The sequence below is a fragment of the Bacillus zhangzhouensis genome, from assembly GCF_000715205.1.
GTDB classification, from domain to species: domain Bacteria; phylum Bacillota; class Bacilli; order Bacillales; family Bacillaceae; genus Bacillus; species Bacillus zhangzhouensis.
Map to the genome: position 1 here is coordinate 18,898 of NZ_JOTP01000014.1, position 17,258 is coordinate 36,155.

General features: G+C 43.2%; 15 protein-coding genes. 11 read left to right on the forward strand and 4 right to left on the reverse strand.

What is annotated here, in order from left to right; genetic code table 11:
• The first annotated feature begins 1 nt into the window (after position 1).
• From BA70_RS12410 to BA70_RS12435, 6 genes are read left to right on the forward strand one after another with little or no spacing between them, the layout of a single operon-like run.
• On the forward strand, positions 2-1,351 hold the full coding sequence (locus BA70_RS12410; RefSeq protein ID WP_034322697.1) for an acetyl-CoA carboxylase biotin carboxylase subunit: 1,350 nt from the start codon (positions 2-4) through the stop codon (positions 1,349-1,351).
• Positions 1,348-1,563 (forward strand): acetyl-CoA carboxylase biotin carboxyl carrier protein subunit, encoded by a 216-nt coding sequence (locus tag BA70_RS12415; protein WP_034322699.1) that lies wholly within the window; start codon positions 1,348-1,350, stop codon positions 1,561-1,563. Before BA70_RS12410 ends, BA70_RS12415 begins: the two co-directional genes overlap by 4 nt.
• A gap of 12 nt (positions 1,564-1,575) precedes the next feature.
• Positions 1,576-2,481, forward strand: coding sequence for a hydroxymethylglutaryl-CoA lyase (locus BA70_RS12420; RefSeq protein ID WP_034322702.1), 906 nt, complete (start codon positions 1,576-1,578; stop codon positions 2,479-2,481).
• Positions 2,482-2,496: 15 nt separating this feature from the next.
• Entirely contained in the window at positions 2,497-3,279 is a 783-nt protein-coding gene (locus BA70_RS12425) for an enoyl-CoA hydratase (RefSeq protein WP_034322705.1), read from the forward strand.
• Positions 3,280-3,297: 18 nt separating this feature from the next.
• Positions 3,298-4,821, forward strand: coding sequence for an acyl-CoA carboxylase subunit beta (locus tag BA70_RS12430; protein ID WP_149865363.1), 1,524 nt, complete (start codon positions 3,298-3,300; stop codon positions 4,819-4,821).
• 13 nt (positions 4,822-4,834) lie between these two features.
• A complete protein-coding gene (locus BA70_RS12435) occupies positions 4,835-6,772 on the forward strand; it encodes an AMP-binding protein (protein WP_034322712.1) in 1,938 nt (645 codons plus the stop codon).
• Between the two features lie 30 nt (positions 6,773-6,802).
• Here BA70_RS12435 and cysI read toward each other — a convergent pair whose 3' ends face one another.
• The 3 genes from cysI to BA70_RS12450 form a co-directional block, all read right to left on the reverse strand.
• Positions 6,803-8,521 (reverse strand): assimilatory sulfite reductase (NADPH) hemoprotein subunit, encoded by a 1,719-nt coding sequence (gene cysI, locus BA70_RS12440; RefSeq protein WP_034322715.1) that lies wholly within the window; start codon positions 8,519-8,521, stop codon positions 6,803-6,805.
• Between the two features lie 32 nt (positions 8,522-8,553).
• Complete coding sequence (locus tag BA70_RS12445) at positions 8,554-10,374, reverse strand: assimilatory sulfite reductase (NADPH) flavoprotein subunit (RefSeq protein ID WP_034322717.1); 1,821 nt, start codon at positions 10,372-10,374, stop codon at positions 8,554-8,556.
• A 210-nt stretch (positions 10,375-10,584) separates the two neighbouring features.
• Positions 10,585-12,012, reverse strand: a complete 1,428-nt coding sequence (locus BA70_RS12450; protein WP_034322719.1) for an aldehyde dehydrogenase family protein — start codon at positions 12,010-12,012, stop codon at positions 10,585-10,587.
• 211 nt (positions 12,013-12,223) lie between these two features.
• On the opposite strand from BA70_RS12450, the gene BA70_RS12455 reads away from it, so the two are divergent.
• Genes BA70_RS12455 through BA70_RS12465 form a run of 3 tightly spaced genes read left to right on the forward strand, consistent with a single transcriptional unit; the run spans position 12,224 to position 13,856 of the window.
• Positions 12,224-12,649, forward strand: a complete 426-nt coding sequence (locus tag BA70_RS12455) for a DMT family transporter (RefSeq protein WP_034322722.1) — start codon at positions 12,224-12,226, stop codon at positions 12,647-12,649.
• Between the two features lie 13 nt (positions 12,650-12,662).
• The gene (locus BA70_RS12460) at positions 12,663-13,349 is read left to right on the forward strand and encodes a Crp/Fnr family transcriptional regulator (RefSeq protein ID WP_034322725.1); all 687 of its coding nucleotides are present in this window, start codon (positions 12,663-12,665) and stop codon (positions 13,347-13,349) included.
• A 21-nt stretch (positions 13,350-13,370) separates the two neighbouring features.
• Positions 13,371-13,856, forward strand: coding sequence for a DMT family transporter (locus BA70_RS12465; protein WP_034322728.1), 486 nt, complete (start codon positions 13,371-13,373; stop codon positions 13,854-13,856).
• Between the two features lie 10 nt (positions 13,857-13,866).
• On the opposite strand, the gene BA70_RS12470 is transcribed toward BA70_RS12465, so the two are convergent.
• Positions 13,867-15,273, reverse strand: a complete 1,407-nt coding sequence (locus tag BA70_RS12470; protein WP_034322730.1) for a phospholipase D-like domain-containing protein — start codon at positions 15,271-15,273, stop codon at positions 13,867-13,869.
• A 160-nt stretch (positions 15,274-15,433) separates the two neighbouring features.
• Here BA70_RS12470 and BA70_RS12475 point away from each other — a divergent pair, with 160 nt between their 5' ends.
• Both BA70_RS12475 and pfkB read left to right on the forward strand, forming a co-directional pair.
• Positions 15,434-16,210 carry a MurR/RpiR family transcriptional regulator gene (locus BA70_RS12475; RefSeq protein WP_034322733.1) on the forward strand — a complete coding sequence of 259 codons (777 nt, stop codon included), beginning with the start codon at positions 15,434-15,436 and terminating at the stop codon, positions 16,208-16,210.
• A 130-nt stretch (positions 16,211-16,340) separates the two neighbouring features.
• Entirely contained in the window at positions 16,341-17,255 is a 915-nt protein-coding gene (pfkB, locus tag BA70_RS12480) for a 1-phosphofructokinase (RefSeq protein WP_034322735.1), read from the forward strand.
• Positions 17,256-17,258: the final 3 nt, after the last annotated feature.

A 17,258-nucleotide genomic window follows, 5' to 3' on the forward strand; every position in this document is an offset into this window, starting at 1 on the left:
GATGTTTCAACAAGTACTGATTGCCAATCGAGGCGAAATCGCTCGTAGAATTATTCGGACCTGTAAACGGCTCGGGATCAAAACAGTCGCCGTTTATTCAGAGGCAGATAAGCATGCCCTTCATGTGCAAGAAGCAGATAGCGCATTTCCAATCGGAGGCGCAAAAGTATCTGAAAGCTATTTAAATGTGGAAGCGATCATCAAGGTGGCCAAACAAACAAATACAGATGCCATCCATCCTGGATATGGTCTTTTATCAGAGAACGCCGATTTTGCTGATCGTTGTCGAAACGAAGGAATGGCCTTTATTGGACCAACTGCACAAGTCATTCAGCAAATGGGGAATAAAATTGAAGCGAGAAAAACGATGGAACAAGCGGGCATCCTAATCGTTCCAGGTGTATCAGCCCCACTGCATGACGCAGACGAAGGGGTTAATAAAGCGCATTCGCTCGGTTATCCGGTCATGCTAAAGGCATCAAGCGGAGGCGGGGGAATTGGCATGCAGCTCGTTCGAAGTGACGAGGAGCTGTACAGAGCGTTTGAAGGAAATCAAAAAAGAGCACAAAGCTTTTTCAACGACGGTACTTTGTATATGGAAAAGGTGATTGAACACGCGCGGCACATTGAAATTCAAGTCCTCTTTGATTCCTTCGGCCACGGGGTTCACTTATTTGAACGAGACTGTTCACTCCAGAGAAGACATCAGAAAATCATTGAAGAAGCACCAGCCGCCTGTCTCGATGAATCGGTGAGACATCAGATGGGGCAAATGGCCGTCAAAGCAGCCAAAGCGATTGGCTATGAAAATGCTGGTACGATTGAATGTTTAGTTGATCAAAATCAACAGTTTTATTTCCTAGAAATGAACACGAGATTGCAAGTAGAGCACCCTGTCACAGAAGAAATCACAGGAATTGACCTTGTCGAGGAGCAGCTGAAAATCGCTGCATCAGAGCCGCTTTCCTTTAATCAGGAGGATATTCATCAAATTGGGCATGCCATCGAAGTGCGAATCTATGCTGAAGATCCAGTCACATTTTATCCATCACCAGGTACAATCACTACACTTTCTACACCTGTCGCCCCGTATATACGCCATGAGTCAAGTGTGACAAACGGGAGCGTTATTACTCCATTTTACGATCCAATGATTGCCAAAATGATTGTTTACGGCGATACACGAAAACTCGCAATAGAACGATTAAAAGCGGCATTACAAGCATATAAAATAGAAGGGATCAAAACGAATTTACCACTTTTAAGGGAAATGGCCGGATCATCTGATTTCTTACATGGAAGGATCACAACCGATTTTCTGATGAAAAAAAGGGAGGAAAACCGTTCATGAAAACCGTCACGATACAAATGGCCGGGAACTTATGGAAGCTTCTTGTAAAACAAGGGGATGAAGTGCAAAAAGGGCAGGAAGTCGCCATCTTAGAATCGATGAAAATGGAGATTCCAATCGTTGCAGAAGAGGCAGGTGTGATTAGCAAAGTGTATAAGGCAGAGGGTGAATTTGTCGATGAAGGAGAGGTGCTACTGGAGCTGACAGAATAGGAGGGAAGCCAAATGGCATTACCAAAACGTGTGCTTATCAGAGAGGTCGGCCCGCGGGACGGACTGCAAAATGAATCAGCTTGGCTGGACACAAACGAGAAGCGAGCATGGATCGATTTACTAGCAGCATCCCGTCTTCCTTATATTGAAGTCACATCATTTGTCCATCCTAAATGGGTTCCAGCCTTAAAGGACGCCAAACAATTAGCCCAATCCTTAAACAAAAAAGACGATACCACCTATGCAGCACTCATTCCTAACGAAAAAGGCTTAGCCCATTTTTTTGAAGCAAATCTTGACGTAGGTGCTATGTTTATCTCTTCGAGTGAAACACATAACAAGAAGAATATGAATCAATCTATACATGAAACCCTTCCAGTCATCAAACAAATGACAGCAGATTTAAAAGCAGAAGGAAGGAACACTCGCGCGTATATTTCTACCGTGTTTGGCTGCCCCTATGAAAAACAAGTATCAATGGATCAAGTGCTGCGGTTAACGGATATTCTGCTCTCCTACGGCATCGATGAAATATCACTCGGTGATACCATCGGAGAAGCCCATCCGCTGCAAGTAGAAAGACGATTAGACATTTTACTTGAACGCTTTCCTGCTGATAAAATCGCTCTTCATTTTCATGACACGAAGGGGATGGGGCTTGCGAATATATACACGGCATTAAAAGCTGGAATCACAATATTTGATTCCTCTAGCGGCGGGCTTGGCGGCTGTCCATATGCACCTGGCTCTAGCGGGAATGTGGCGACAGAAGATGTGGTGCATATGCTTCAAAAACTGGGGATTGAAACAAATATCGACCTTCCTGCATTGATCAAAGCGGCAGAATGGATTGAAACAAAAGTAGAGCGAACCCTGCCTAGTCACTGCTTACGTGCTTTTCACTCTCATACTACTTAATAAAGGATGAATGACATGACATCATTGGTCAATTTTTCGATACAAGATGAGCAGATTGGCATCATGACCTTAAACAGACCAGAACAAGTGAATTCCCTATCTGCTGGGATGCTGGAGGAGATCAACCAAACCATTCAAGAAATCAAACAAGATGAAAGCATCCGCTGTTTGCTCATAACAGGAGCTGGTTCTAAAGTCTTTTGCGCAGGAGCAGATTTAAAAGAACGACGCTTGATGACAGAAGAAGAAGCCAAAGAAGCCGTTCTTACGATTCAGCAAACCTTTACCGAGATTGAATCCCTGCCTATACCTGTCATTGCAGTCATGAACGGACACGCACTTGGCGGAGGCCTTGAGCTTGCACTGGCTTGTGATCTTCGCATTGCAAGAGCTGGAGCAAGACTCGGCCTGCCAGAAACAGGACTAGCTATCATTCCAGGGGCCGGGGGTACGCAAAGACTTCCGCGCCTGATCGGGCTCGGTAAAGCAAAAGAGCTCATTTTCACAGGCGCTTCCTTACAAGCAGATGAAGCCTTACAAATCGGATTAATTGAACACATCTCTTTAGCAGATTCACTCATGAATGATGCCATCACCCTCGCAAAACAAATCGCTCAAAATGGACCTATCGCCTTAAAAGAAGCAAAACAAGCCATTCATTCTAGTCTTGATCACAATATACACACAGGTCTCATGAAAGAATACGAAGCCTATTTGCGTCTCATTCATACAAAAGATCGAATAGAAGGTCTTCAGGCTTTTCAAGAAAAACGAACGCCTCATTATAGAGGCAATTAGCAAGAAAGGGGAATGGGCATGATCGAGGAATATGAATTAAATAAACAGCGAATTCTTAAAGGCGGGTCCGAGCGATATCATCAAAAAAACAAAGAAAAAGGAAAATTGTTCGTCCGTGATCGGCTCCAGTTATTATTGGATCAGGATTCTTTTATTGAAGATGCTATGTTTGCAGAGTGTAAAGATGAACATTTACCAGCAGATGGTGTCGTCACAGGGACGGGGCGTATGAATGGACAGACAGTTTGCGTCATGGCGAATGACTCTACCGTAAAAGCTGGCTCATGGGGCGTCAAAACGGTCGAGAAAATCATTAGAATCCAAGAAACAGCCGAGAAGCTCAACTGTCCGATGCTGTATTTAGTCGACTCTGCGGGTGCTAGAATCACCGATCAAATCGCCATGTTTCCAGGCAGAAGGGGGGCAGGGCGCATTTTTTATAACCAAGTCAAGCTGTCTGGACGTATCCCGCAAATTTGTTTACTATTTGGTCCTTCTGCGGCTGGCGGTGCTTACATCCCTGCTTTTTGTGATATCGTCGTCATGGTCGAAGGAAATGCCTCCATGTATTTAGGCTCTCCACGAATGGCCGAAATGGTGATTGGAGAAAAAGTATCACTCGAAGAAATGGGCGGGGCAAAAATGCATTGCAGCATTTCTGGATGCGGAGATATATTAGCGAAAACAGAGGAAGAGGCCATTCAAATCGCGCGTGATTATTTAACCTACATGCCTGCCAACTATACGGAAAGACCAAAAACGAAAGCTGCAAAAGCACCTAAATCATCTGAGATATCCATCCAAGACCTCATCCCTAAAGGTCAGAATACACCTTTCGATATGTATCAACTCATTGATTTACTCATCGATGAAGGATCATTTTTTGAAATCAAAAAGCTGTTTGCCGCAGAGCTGATCACAGGCTTTGGCCGCATGAATGGTCAGCCTGTTGGTCTTATCGCCAACCAGCCGAGGGTGAAAGGCGGCGTCTTATTTCATGACTCGGCTGACAAAGCTGCCAAGTTTATTCAGCTATGTGACGCCTTTCATCTTCCACTTCTCTTTCTTGCGGATATACCGGGTTTTATGATTGGAACAAAAGTGGAACAAGCTGGCATTATTCGGCACGGGGCGAAAATGATCTCTGCTATGTCAGAGGCAACTGTTCCGAAAATATCCGTCATCGTGCGTAAAGCATACGGTGCAGGATTATATGCAATGGCAGGGCCTGCCTTTGAGCCGGATTGCTGCCTTGCTCTTCCATCGGCGCAAATCGCTGTGATGGGACCAGAAGCCGCAGTAAATGCTGTCTATGCGAATAAAATTGCCGCACTGCCTGCCGAAGAGAGAGCCGCATTTATACAAGAGAAACGCAAGGAATACCAGGAAGATATGAATATATACGAGCTTGCCTCTGAAATGATTGTCGACGGCGTCATCCCATTTGACCGTTTAAGAGCGGAACTGTGCAATAGATTACAAGCTTATACCTCTAAAGAGATGACATTTACGAGACGAAAACATCCGGTTTATCCGGTCTAAAGGGGGCTTCCTTATGATGAACCTGAAACCAGCATGGATACCGGGAGAGCAGATGATCAAAACAACACGTCTTTACAAGTGGATGCACTCACTTGGTTTTTCTACTTATGACGCATTCTATCAAGCTAGTATCGAGCGCACAGAATGGTTTTGGAAAGAAGCTGAAAAAGCCATCGGCATTCAGTGGAAGGTGCCGTATGAAGCCGCATTAGGTCAAGATTCATTCATGTGGCCAAAGTGGTATAAAGGCGGTCAATTAAACATCACCGAAACGGCCGTGGACAAATGGACGGAGAAAGAAGAGACGAAACATCAACCAGCGGTGATTTGGGGAAATGAAGCTGGGGAAGAAAAGAGTTGGTCCTACCTCCATCTTCAGGAAAAAGTCAATCGTCTCGCAACTGGTTTTTTGAAGAAAGGGCTTCAAAAAGGGGATGTGGCGATCATCTATATGCCGATGCTTCCTGAAACGGTTGCTGTCATGCTTGCCTTTGCAAAGATTGGCGTGATCTTTAGTCCGGTCTTCTCGGGCTATGGAAGCGAGCCTCTTGCCGTACGCATTCGTGCTTCAGGTGCAACCATTGTCGTCACAGGGCATGAAATGACAAGGCGGGGAAAGACCATCAACATGCGAGCATGTGTCGCTGATGCGATCAAAAAAACAAATACCGTCAAAACAGTCATTGTGCATGCTTCCTCTGATACTGGATATCAAGATGATGAAAGACTAAATGATGTATTAAAAGAACAGCCGATGAACGACGACACGACCTATGTTACAAATGAAGACCCTCTCATGATCTTGTACACCTCTGGAACAACTGGTACGCCAAAAGGAGCTGTCCATACACACGCAGGCTTTCCTGTAAAAGCGGCTTTTGATGCTGGTCTTTGTATGGATGTCAAAATAGGAGACCGGCTGTTTTGGCTCACAGACATGGGCTGGATGATGGGACCGTTTCTAGTCTTTGGCGGCTTGATCAATGGAGCCGCGATTGTTCTATATGACGGCGCACCCGATTATCCAGATGAACAGCATCTCTGGTCATTCATCCATCAACAGAAAGTGACCCATTTTGGGCTTTCGCCTACATTTGTTCGTTCTGCAATGCAGCAGAACCTTGCAGAAATTGAAATTCCGCATGTCAAAGCCATCATTTCTACCGGTGAACCTTGGAATGAAGCACCGTGGCAATGGCTTTTTGACACAATCGGTCAAAAGAACATCCCTATCTTAAACTATTCAGGGGGGACCGAAGTGTCTGGTGGCATTGTAGGAAGTACTTTGCTTCGTCCGATCAAACCGATTCTCTTCAATGCGGCGATCTTAGGAATGGCGGCAGATGTGTATAATGAATCAGGTCAGAGCGTCATGAATGAAGTAGGGGAGCTTGTTGTGAAAAAGCCATGGGTCGGCATGACATGTGGTTTTTGGAATGAGCCTGAGCGTTATGAAGACACGTATTTCAAACGATTTGACGGGGTGTGGACACACGGTGATTGGGTCATGCAAACAGAGGACGGAGCATTCCATATCACGGGCAGATCGGATGATGTCATTAATACAGCAGGCAAACGCATCGGTCCAGCTGAAATTGAATCCATCCTTGTGGGACATCCGGCCGTGCACGAAGCCGCTGTGATTGGGGTAAAAGATGAGGTGAAGGGAGAGGCGCTCGTGTGTTTCATAGTGACCAGTTCACACTCTTTTGAAGAAGAAATGCTCATTCAAGAACTCAAAGCACACGTTGGTTCACATGCAGGAAAAGCGCTCACACCAAAAGAGATTCATCTTATTTCAGCTTTACCGAAAACAAGAAACGGAAAAATCGTCCGGCGTTTACTAAAAGGGGCGTATGAACAGAAGCCTTCACCAGACCTTTCTTCATTAGAAAACCCAAATGTGTATAACAGCATTTCTGCATACCTGAAAAGGAAACAGAATCAATAGAAAAAAGACAGGAAGGACCCCTGTCTTTTTTTATTGCACATGAAAATTCGTTCCATCGGTTGTTTCTTTGACAATACCTGCCCGTATCACAAAATCACCGAAATGTTCATTTTCTTCTCGTTCTTTTGCGTAGCGAGGGAGCAGAGAGCCAAGCTCGTTTAAAATGTCTTCTTCACCCACGTTTTCTCGGTACAGTTTACTTAACCTACTGCCATCAAACGCAGCGCCAAGATACATGTTGTATTTGCCGGGTGATTTTCCGATAAAGCCAATTTCACCTAAAGCATGACGGGCACATCCATTTGGACATCCAGTCATTCGAATGGTGATTTCTTTATCACTTAAGCCGTTATCTTCTACAATCTCTTCAATTCTATCAATCAAGCGAGGAAGGTAGCGTTCTGCTTCTGCCATCGCTAAGCCGCAGGTTGGAAGAGAAACGCAAGCCATTGAACTGCGGCGCAGTGCAGAGTGCTGCTGGCCAGCTGATAAACCGAACTCCTGAATGAGCTGCTCGATTTGTTTCTTTTTATGAGATGTGACATTTCCAATGATTAAATTTTGATTCGCTGTTAAGCGGAAGTCACCTGTATGAATCTTTGCGATTTCACGAATACCTGTCATCAGCGGGTAATCATCGTAATCCGTGATACGGCCGCCTTCTACAAACATCGTATAATGCCATCTGCCATTGATGCCTTTTACCCAGCCATAGCGGTCACCGTTATGATCAAAGTGATAATCCCGTGCGTCTAAAAGAGTAAACCCAAGGCGGCGCTCAAGCTCTTCTTTTACATTCTCAAGGCCGAGGCGGTCCACTGTATATTTAAAGCGGGCATTTTTTCGCACTGAACGGTTTCCATAGTCACGCTGAATGGTGATGACTTGTTTAGCAATCTCCACGACCTGCTCAGGTGTACAAAAACCGATGACCTTTGCAAGCTGAGGATATGTCGCTGTATCACCGTGAGTCATACCCATTCCGCCGCCAATCGCGACATTAAAGCCGACTAATTGATCTTGTTCGATAATAGCAATGAAGCCTAGATCCTGCGAAAAAACATCAATATCGTTAGCAGGAGGGACCGCAACACCAATCTTGAATTTTCTTGGCAAATAAAGCGGCCCATACATCGGCTCAACCTCCGTATCAGGCGTTGCCGCTACCTTTTCCTCATCAAGCCAAATCTCATGATACGCTCTTGTTTGAGGAAGCAGGTCATCACTTAATTTTTTTGCCAGCTCGTACACATCATGGTGCACTTCCGATTGATAAGGATTCGATGTACACATCACATTCCGATTCACATCCCCGCAAGCAGCGATCGTATCAAGCATAGTGGAATGAATGTCTTGAATGGTCTTTTTCATGTTCCATTTTAAAATACCGTGAAGCTGAAAGGTTTCACGAGTTGTCAGCTTTAACGTGCCATTGCCGTATTTGTGAGCAAGCTCATCCATGACAAGCCACTGCTTTGATGTGGCGATTCCGCCAGGCAGACGTACACGCAGCATAAATTGATAGGCAGGCTCAAGCTTTTGTTTTTGTCGTTCATTTCTAAGGTCACGATCATCCTGTAAGTAGCTGCCGTGATGCTTCATCAGGCGGTTGTCATCATCAGGAATTCCCGCTGAAATCGGATCAAGCATCACTTCTTTTAACGTACCTCGTAAATAATCACTTTTTTCTTTGATTTCCTCTACGTCGCTCGGAGGTCCATCCGGCGCTGTGAATGCTGTCTTCACCATGTCGTAAAAGCTCCTTTCTTTCAAGCATCAAATCAATAGACGTCACGCTGATAGCGTTTTTGCTGCTGCAAATTGGCAAGATAGCTTTCTGCTTTCTCTTTGCTCATCGCACCTTCTTCTTGAATAATCGATAGAAGGGTACCATGAACATCATGCGCCATATGTTTTTCATCTCCGCAAACATAGACATAGGCACCTTGTTCCAGCCATTCGAATAATTCTTTACTTTGTTTCTTCATTTGGTGCTGGACATATACCTTTTCCTCTGAATCTCTTGAAAAAGCCACATCCATTTTTGTTAAGACGCCATCCTTTAACCACTTTTGCCATTCGGTTTGATATAAGAAATCTGTTACAAAGTGCTGATCACCGAAGAATAGCCATGACTTTCCATTTGCACCGACTTCCTCGCGCTCCTGCATAAATGAACGGAAAGGAGCGATGCCTGTGCCTGGTCCTACCATAATGATCGGTGCATCAGGGTTTTCAGGAAGCTTAAAATTTTGGTTGTGCTGAATATAAACAGGCAGTGTATCACCTGGTTCTAAGCGCTCTGCACATAAGATCGAGCAGACACCTTGACGTTCTCTCCCGTGTGCATCATATCTCACAGCACCTATTGTCAAATGAACTTCTTCTTCATTGGCTTTCAGGCTGCTTGCAATCGAATAAAGACGTGCAGGAATTTTTCTTAAGATAGCAGTGAAGTCTGCCGCTGTTCCTTCAAAAGGACCGAAATCGCGAGCAGCATCTACTAAATCTCTTCCCGCTATATACGCTTTTAACTTTTCTTCATTTCCTTCTTCTAAAAGGGCATGCAAGTCTTCATTTTTTGTAAAGGACGCAATCTTTTGAAGAAGAGGTTTTGTTAATACTGTAATCTCAAAATGAGAGGTAAGTGCTTCTTTTAAAGGAAGCGTGTCGCCGTTTTTATGAACGGTTACGGCTTCGTCTGCCTTCCATCCGCATGTCGTGAGCAGTTCATCAACAAGCGCAGGATCATTTGTCGGATAAATACCAAGGCTGTCTCCCGGCTCATAAACAAGTCCTGATCCTTCAAGAGAAAGCTCTAGGTGGCGGGTTTCTTTGTTAGAGCCGCGGCCATTTAAATTAATATTTTCAAGCACTTCCGCATAAAAAGGATTTGTTCTTGAGTATTCAGATGCAGCTGCTTGATTGGTTGCTCCCGCTGATTCTTGCGGGTTTGCTGCGGCTTCACCTTCGCTAAGAGATGATGCAACCCCTTGAAGCCATTCAGAGAACGGCTCATCATAATCAAGGTCACAGTCGATCCGGTCGAAAAGACGTGTCCCGCCCAGTTCTTTTAAGCGCTCGTCAAATTCTTTCCCCGTCTGACAGAAGAATTCGTATGAGCTGTCACCTAGTGAGAGGACAGAATAGCTTAAATGATCGAGCTTTGGCGCACGTCTGCCGTGGACATATTCATGGAAAGAAAGGGCATTATCAGGCGGATCTCCCTCACCATGTGTACTGACGATCACCAGTAAATTGTTTATTTTTTTCAGACTATTTGGTTTGAAATCTGGCATAGAAGAGAGCGTCACTTGAAAGCCTTTCTCTTCAAGATGCTGCGCTGTCTTTTTCGCTAAACCTTCGGAATTGCCTGTTTGAGACCCGTAAAGTACGGTCACATCTTTGCTGACAGGCTGCGCAGGTGCTACGGCAGAAGGAGAAGGAGCCAGAGTGGCAGTTTCTGATCCGGCTAGAGCTGCCTGTGCTGATAAATAACCGGTAAGCCAAATTTTTTGTTGATCTGTTAAAGTCGGAAGCAGCTGATTGAGTAACTCTGCCTGCTGCTGACTAAACGGACTGTTCAATACCTGAAGTTGCAACGATATCCACCTCACAAGGAATATAAACATAGATTAATTCGATAGGAATTATATATATAGGTTCAATTTGAACTTTACCGAAAGTTTGCCATTAAGTAAAATATATAATATTGATTGTCATGATTAAGATTTCTAATGACAAAGTTTGCGCAAATAGGGGAGAGGGCATAAAAAAGGAAAACGGATTACCGTTTTCCTTTTTTATCTGACTTATGCAGTTGGAAGCCCCATCACAGCTTTCACTTCTAAATATTCTTCGATACCGAAATCTCCCCATTCTCTGCCGATACCAGATTGCTTAAAGCCGCCAAATGGGGCAAAGTAATCTGTTTCGGCATTGTTAATGGTGATTTGTCCAGCGCGAATGTGTTCAGCGACATATTTTAATGTCTTTTCATCTTTTCCAACCACATAGCCAGCAAGACCGTATACTGTATCATTGGCGATCTCAAGGGCATGATTTAGGTCCTGATAAGTGATCACACTCATGACGGGTCCGAATATTTCTTCTTGCGCAATGGTCATATCATTTTTCACATTTGTGAAAATCGTATGCTTCGCAAAATATCCTTTATCAATTCCGTCCGGCTTTCCAGTTCCCCCAGCAAGCAGGGTAGCACCTTCTTCGATTCCTTTTTCAATATAAGATTGCACGGTATCCCATTGTTTTTTGGATACGAGCGGACCAGTGGCGTGATCTTCTCTCGGATCACCAACTGTAAACTTTGGCAGGGCGTTCAGCAGCGCTTTTTCAAACGCATCTTTCATTGATTCTGGAATGAGCACACGTGTGGCTGCCGAACACACTTGACCTGTATTCATCGCAATATGATGAACGGCGGTTTCGGCTGCCTCATCCACATCTGCATCATCTAAGACAATAAGAGGGGATTTCCCGCCAAGCTCAAGAGCCACTTTCTTCACATTGTCCGCCGCGTTTTCCATAATTTTAGAGCCAACAGCACCTGATCCAGTAAATGAAACAAAGTCAATATCAGGATGTGAGCTAATGCCGTCACCAATAACGTTACCAGTTCCGTTTACTAAGTTGAAGACTCCTTTCGGTACGCCTGCTTCATCAATGATTTCTGCAAGAATCATCGCAGCAAAAGGTGTAATTTCCGCTGGCTTTAAGACAACTGGTGAGCCTGCCGCAATGGCACCCGCGATTTTAAGTGATGTTTGGTTTGTTGGGAAGTTCCACGGTGTAATCAATCCGCTGACGCCAATCGCTTCTTTTATAATAGTATGTCCTCCGCGGTCCTCGGTAAATGTATAAGATTTAAGTGCTTCCGCTGCTTTAGAAAAATGTTCATAGCCCATTTTGTAATGAACCTCTTCTGATACTTTTAGCGGTGCACCAAGCTCTTGTGTCATGACTTCTACAAGTTCATCCTTGCGCTTTTCATACCCGCGCACAATGTTTTCCAGCATCTCTACTCGTTCATTCCGAGACGTTTTTGAGAAAGAAGGGAAGGCGGCTCGAGCTGCTTTGACGGCCTTATCTAAATCTTCTTTTGTTCCTAAGCTAATTGTGCCAATGACTTCCTCTGTAGCGGGGTTAATGACTTCCGTCGTTTCGTTTCCTGTTGATGCGACCCATTCTCCATTCATAAAATGTTTCTCTTGATTTCTCATTCTGACATGTCTCCTTTTTATATGTGATTCAATTCGATATTCTGTTTTCAGCTGATATAAAACTGTACCCACTGTGAAAAATCTAAAACGAAGAAACTGCAAAAGAAAAAGTTTCTGATATAATACGCAAAGTGGGACATATGTCCTTTTCAACATCAGGGCATCTATCATTTAATAGAACTAGACTGAAAAAGAAGGAGCATTTGAAAGAATGAAAGGTGTTATTTTCGCATTATTAGGAGGCGCTTGTATTACACTGCAAGGCGTAGCCAACGCAAGAATTAGTCAAGATATCGGTACATGGCAGGCAGCAACCATCACCCAGCTGACCGGTTTTATCATCTCTTTATTCATTTTACTCATCGTACGGGATGGGCACTTCAGGGAGTATCAAAAGGTGCAGCCACTCTATTTAATTGGCGGTGCATTTGCAGCCATTATTATCTTTAATGAAGTCACCGCAATTCAAATAATCGGTGTGACCCTCACCATCGCTGCTTTACTGATAGCCCAGCTTGCGTTTACCTTTGCAATTGATGCAAAAGGATGGTTTGGTGTACAGAAGAAGAAAATGAAATGGCCTCATTATGCAGGAATTCTTTTGATGATTGCGGGCGTGATCATTTTAAAGCTATAAAGGAGGTAGTCAGATGGAGGAGCTTCACGATGAATCTCTTTTTTCTTCTTATATCAAGGCGCATCATTTACAAAACGTCTTTCATCAGAACTTGATGTCACATGTGACGTTATGGCGCTATGAACAAGGTGAGCTGATTTGTTCAAAAGGGGATAAGAGGGAGTACATGTACTTGTTAGTGAAAGGAAAATTAAAGATCTTCACCACCACAAAGGAAGGGAAAACCTTTATTCTTTGCTTTAAAAATCCTCTTGAAGCGATTGGAGATATTGAATATGTCCAGCAGACGGATATGGTCAATACAGTCGAAGCTGTCACAGAAGTACATATGCTAAGGATTTCTCATCAAGCGCTCATGCACGATGCGAAGGATGATCCTCATGTTTTAACCTTTTTGCTAAAAGGCATCACAAACAAATTTTATACAAAATCAAACGATTTAAGCTTCCACCTTTTATATCCAGTGGAGGTCAGGCTCGCAAGCTATTTATTATCTGTTTTAACAGATGACGACACCACGCGCCCGCGCCCGCTTCGTCTCACTGATGCGGCGAGCCTAATTGGAACGAGCTACCGTCATATTAACCGTGTGATTCAGCAATTCAGGGAAAAAGGTCTGATTGAAAGGCGAAGAGGCAAGATTACGATTCGTGACCGGAAAGGGCTTTTAGAAATAGCAGAGCACAACATTTATGAATAGAAGAAACGAAGGGATTTATATATGATTATAGGAATAATATTAGCGATCACAGCTGGTGCACTTGTCAGCTTACAAACCATTTTTAATAGTAAAGTCAATGAGCATACAGGCTCTTGGTCAACAACGACACTTGTTCTTGGAATGGGCTTTATTGCTTCACTCTTTATGGGTCTTATGTTAGAAGGAACTGGCATGTTTCAATTAAGGCATATGGAAGCCTGGTACTGGGTAAGCGGAGCCATTGGGGTAGGGGTTGTCATCTGTCTTGTTCAGAGCATCAAACGTCTTGGTCCGACTTATGGGATCTCGATTGTCCTTATCTCACAGCTAGGCTGCGCGCTTTTGTTTGATTCGCTCGGCTGGCTTGGGTTAGAGAAAGTGGAATTTTCTTTTACAAAACTATTAGGTGTTCTTGTCATCGTTGCCGGAATCTTGGTGTTTAAGCTGACCAAATTAGAGCAAGCAGACGAGCATCAATCGCAAGAACAAGGGCTGCCACAAAAATAGCTGCCCTTGTTCAGATCAATCGCCGCCAAAGAACGGTTATCGTCGATAAACCATTTAAAAGGAGCCTTTTCATCAAAGGCTTTTTTTTCTGCCCATAGGTGCTCGCTTTATATTCTGTTCGGTCTTTAGCCACGAGGACACTATAGGCAATTTTTCGCTCGATTGCCTGTGTAAGAGATAACGCAAACGGTGCGCTATCAATGACCAAAATCGATTCTGTATTTAAAAAACTGGACCTTGCATCTAAATTATATGTCCCGATAATACTTAAATAATCATCAATGACCATCGATTTCCCATGAATAGAATACGGACCTTCATATTCATATAAATGCACACCTGTTTTCATCAGCTCTTTTTTCGTGCTTAAATATCCTGCAAATGCTAAAGGATTTGGTGTGGCTGTAAGAGAATTCGTGACAACTGTCGTTTGAATATCTTCAGGTAAGGGAGTAAGTCCATCCTTCATGGGCCGTGTTGGTATCACATAAGGCGTCTGTATGAGAACAGAACGCTTTGCCCGGTGAGCTAGATCGTTTAACTTTTTCAGCACGAGAGGACGTTTATTAAAGCGCTCCACTGGATTTGTGAAAAATGCAATCTGTTTCACAGAAGTGGCATCTGTTGCCCAATCAAAGGAGGACATGACAAAAGGTTCTTTCGTGCGCATCGCTTCTTGATAGGACCTGAGCAGCTTCTTTCTCAGTTTCAACCCTTTTTTCGCTTTTTGCTTAGAGAACACATCTTTCGTTCTTTTCGTAAAGTCATGATTCCATAGATAAACGAAATATTGCTCCATTTCATCTAATACTTTTCCCTTTTTGGCGTTATAGAGCAGCACATCACGGTCATAAGCAAAGTCTTTCGGCGGCTGATCTGCAAAGTATTTATCACCGATATTTCTTCCACCCATCACAGCGACTCTTCCATCTGCCAAAAGCAGCTTATCATGAAGGCGGTTATGCCACGTCCATGGCTTGAACAAACGAAAAGGCTCATAAAAACGAATCGCCATATTCGGATGATTTGCTACGGCATAGCGCAAATGCTTCAGCGGCCCACGCAGGCTGTGGCAAATGCCATCTAATAATAGCTGAACTTTCACTCCTCGATCAGCGGCATCAATTAAAGCACCAAGTAACCATTCGGCTGTTTTCCCCTTTTGAATGGAATAATAACTCAGACGAATCATCTTTTTAGCCTCGCGAATCATTTGGATTCTGACCTGACCCGACTCAAACCCGTCGTCAAGAAGCATGACTTGATTTGTGCCTTGGTCGTCTCCTGAGATAGAAGAGGCTTTATAGATACAATGCTCCTTGCATGTTTTTTGAAACGGGAAATAAAACAATACAAATGCAGTCAAAAATACATACACCACATACAGAAGGATCAGAAAAAATAAAAGATGAAGCATGGTGATCAGCTCCTTTCAAACAGGCACTACTTTTCCTTAGTTTATGTTAAAAATAAAATTTCACTCATTTGGGCTTCTAATAAAAAATACAGGACAAAAGAATCAACTTGTTTTCATAGGGCATTTAATTATAGTATGAAATAAGTAAGGGGGAATCGCATTGAATGAACCATTATTTAACATTCCAAGTGATGTGTATCAAACGTTAAGTGAAACAGAACGTTATTTACTCCATTATATTCACCAGCATTTAGAGGATATCTCCACCTTATCCATCGTCACATTAAGTGAACGAGCCAATGTGTCGACAGCCACTATTGTCAGACTGATGAAAAAAATTGGTTACAATGGCTATACATCCTTTAAATATCGATTGAAACAAGAAAAAAAAATGACAGATGACAGTGACCAGCTAAAAAATATTGATGAAGACATCAAGCTGGCGATTCGTAAAAATGAAGAAGAGGTTTTAAAGACGATACAACTGCAAAGTATAGGGCAAATTGAAGATGCCGTTCAAAAAATACATGATGCAGATAAAATTTATATTTTTGGCAGAGGCTTCTCTGAGATGATTGCCAAAGAGATGACCATCAAATTACAGCTCATCGGGAAAACATGTGAAGTGCACGACGATCCGAATATCATTCGACTAAAATCGCGTGACATTGATAAAAACGAACTTGCCATCTTCGTTTCATTAAATGGAGAAACAGCAGAACTCGTTGAAGCCTGTCAAAATTTAAGCATGAAGCAGGTCACAACCATTACCGTCACAACAAGAATTGATTCTACTTTAAGTAAAATATCAGACATGACACTAGTCGGATATAAAGGCGAACAATCTTTCTTCCCAGATTATGAAGTCCGCTCCCGGCTGTCTCTACATGTCATTGCCCGTATTTTACTAGATGCCTACGTGATCCGAATGAAATAACCGATAAGAAAGCCTTCTAGACTTTGTGCTGGAAGGCTTTTCCTCATGAAAACCTTTACACAATCTGAAAACATTTTCACTGAATCGTATGAGATACTTTCCTTAGAGAAAAGAAAGAAGGTGAAACCAATTGATTTATACCTGTACCTTAAATCCTGCTATAGACCTATATATTGCATTGAAAGAAATGCGGGCAAATACAGTGAACCGCACGGAAGATGAGGATTATCAGCCTAATGGAAAAGGCGTCAATGTCTCAATTATGCTGAAAAAATACGGCGTTAACAGCACTGCATTAGGCTTTATTGCCGGGTTTTCTGGTTCTTATATTGAGCAATCTTTAAAAGATCTTTCCATTCAAACAGATTTTATCCCGGTTGAAGGTATTACGCGCATTAACGTTTTTATCAATACAACAGAAGAATACAAGCTCGTGAATCAAGGTCCTGCCATTCAGGCAAAAGCACTTCACGCCTTTCGTGAGAAAATTTCAGCAATCCCGCAGGGCGGTATTCTCATTATGTCAGGCAGCCTGCCAAAGGGCGTACCTGCCAGCATTTTTTCAGAAGTAGCTGCAATTTGTCATCAAAACAACGTCAAATTCATTTTAGATACAAGCTCTGTAGCGGTTCTTGAGACACTTCAGTACAAACCGTATTTATTAAAACCAAATGAAGAAGAAATGGCCGCTTTTTTCGGCAAAACACATCATTTATCAGAAACAGAACTCATTCAATCCGGTGAAAAACTCATCGAGATGGGTGCAGAGCAAGTACTCATTTCCCGCGGAGGAGAAGGGGCTCTATTCATCACAAAAGAAGACATATTAAAAGGAAACGCACCAACAGGCACGGTGGTAAACACAGCTTGTTCAGGAGATGCCATGCTTGCAGCATTTATTAGTAAACAGCTTGAAGGACATTCAGCTGAAGAATGCTTACGTTATGGCATAGCAACAGGAGCATCTACAGCCTTTTCTAAAGGATTAAGTGATTTACATGATATGAAGTCGTTAATCGAGCAAATCCACATTCACAGCATATAAGGG

What these genes read in the sequence shown, in the direction of transcription:
- BA70_RS12410 (WP_034322697.1), top strand. Translation starts at nt 2, where the DNA reads ATGTTTCAACAAGTACTGATTGCCAATCGAGGCGAAATCGCTCGTAGA.
- BA70_RS12415 (WP_034322699.1), top strand. Translation starts at nt 1,348, where the DNA reads ATGAAAACCGTCACGATACAAATGGCCGGGAACTTATGGAAGCTTCTT.
- BA70_RS12420 (WP_034322702.1), top strand. Translation starts at nt 1,576, where the DNA reads ATGGCATTACCAAAACGTGTGCTTATCAGAGAGGTCGGCCCGCGGGAC.
- BA70_RS12425 (WP_034322705.1), top strand. Translation starts at nt 2,497, where the DNA reads ATGACATCATTGGTCAATTTTTCGATACAAGATGAGCAGATTGGCATC.
- BA70_RS12430 (WP_149865363.1), top strand. Translation starts at nt 3,298, where the DNA reads ATGATCGAGGAATATGAATTAAATAAACAGCGAATTCTTAAAGGCGGG.
- BA70_RS12435 (WP_034322712.1), top strand. Translation starts at nt 4,835, where the DNA reads ATGATGAACCTGAAACCAGCATGGATACCGGGAGAGCAGATGATCAAA.
- cysI (WP_034322715.1), bottom strand. Translation starts at nt 8,521, where the DNA reads ATGGTGAAGACAGCATTCACAGCGCCGGATGGACCTCCGAGCGACGTA.
- BA70_RS12450 (WP_034322719.1), bottom strand. Translation starts at nt 12,012, where the DNA reads ATGAGAAATCAAGAGAAACATTTTATGAATGGAGAATGGGTCGCATCA.
- BA70_RS12455 (WP_034322722.1), top strand. Translation starts at nt 12,224, where the DNA reads ATGAAAGGTGTTATTTTCGCATTATTAGGAGGCGCTTGTATTACACTG.
- BA70_RS12460 (WP_034322725.1), top strand. Translation starts at nt 12,663, where the DNA reads ATGGAGGAGCTTCACGATGAATCTCTTTTTTCTTCTTATATCAAGGCG.
- BA70_RS12465 (WP_034322728.1), top strand. Translation starts at nt 13,371, where the DNA reads ATGATTATAGGAATAATATTAGCGATCACAGCTGGTGCACTTGTCAGC.
- BA70_RS12470 (WP_034322730.1), bottom strand. Translation starts at nt 15,273, where the DNA reads ATGCTTCATCTTTTATTTTTTCTGATCCTTCTGTATGTGGTGTATGTA.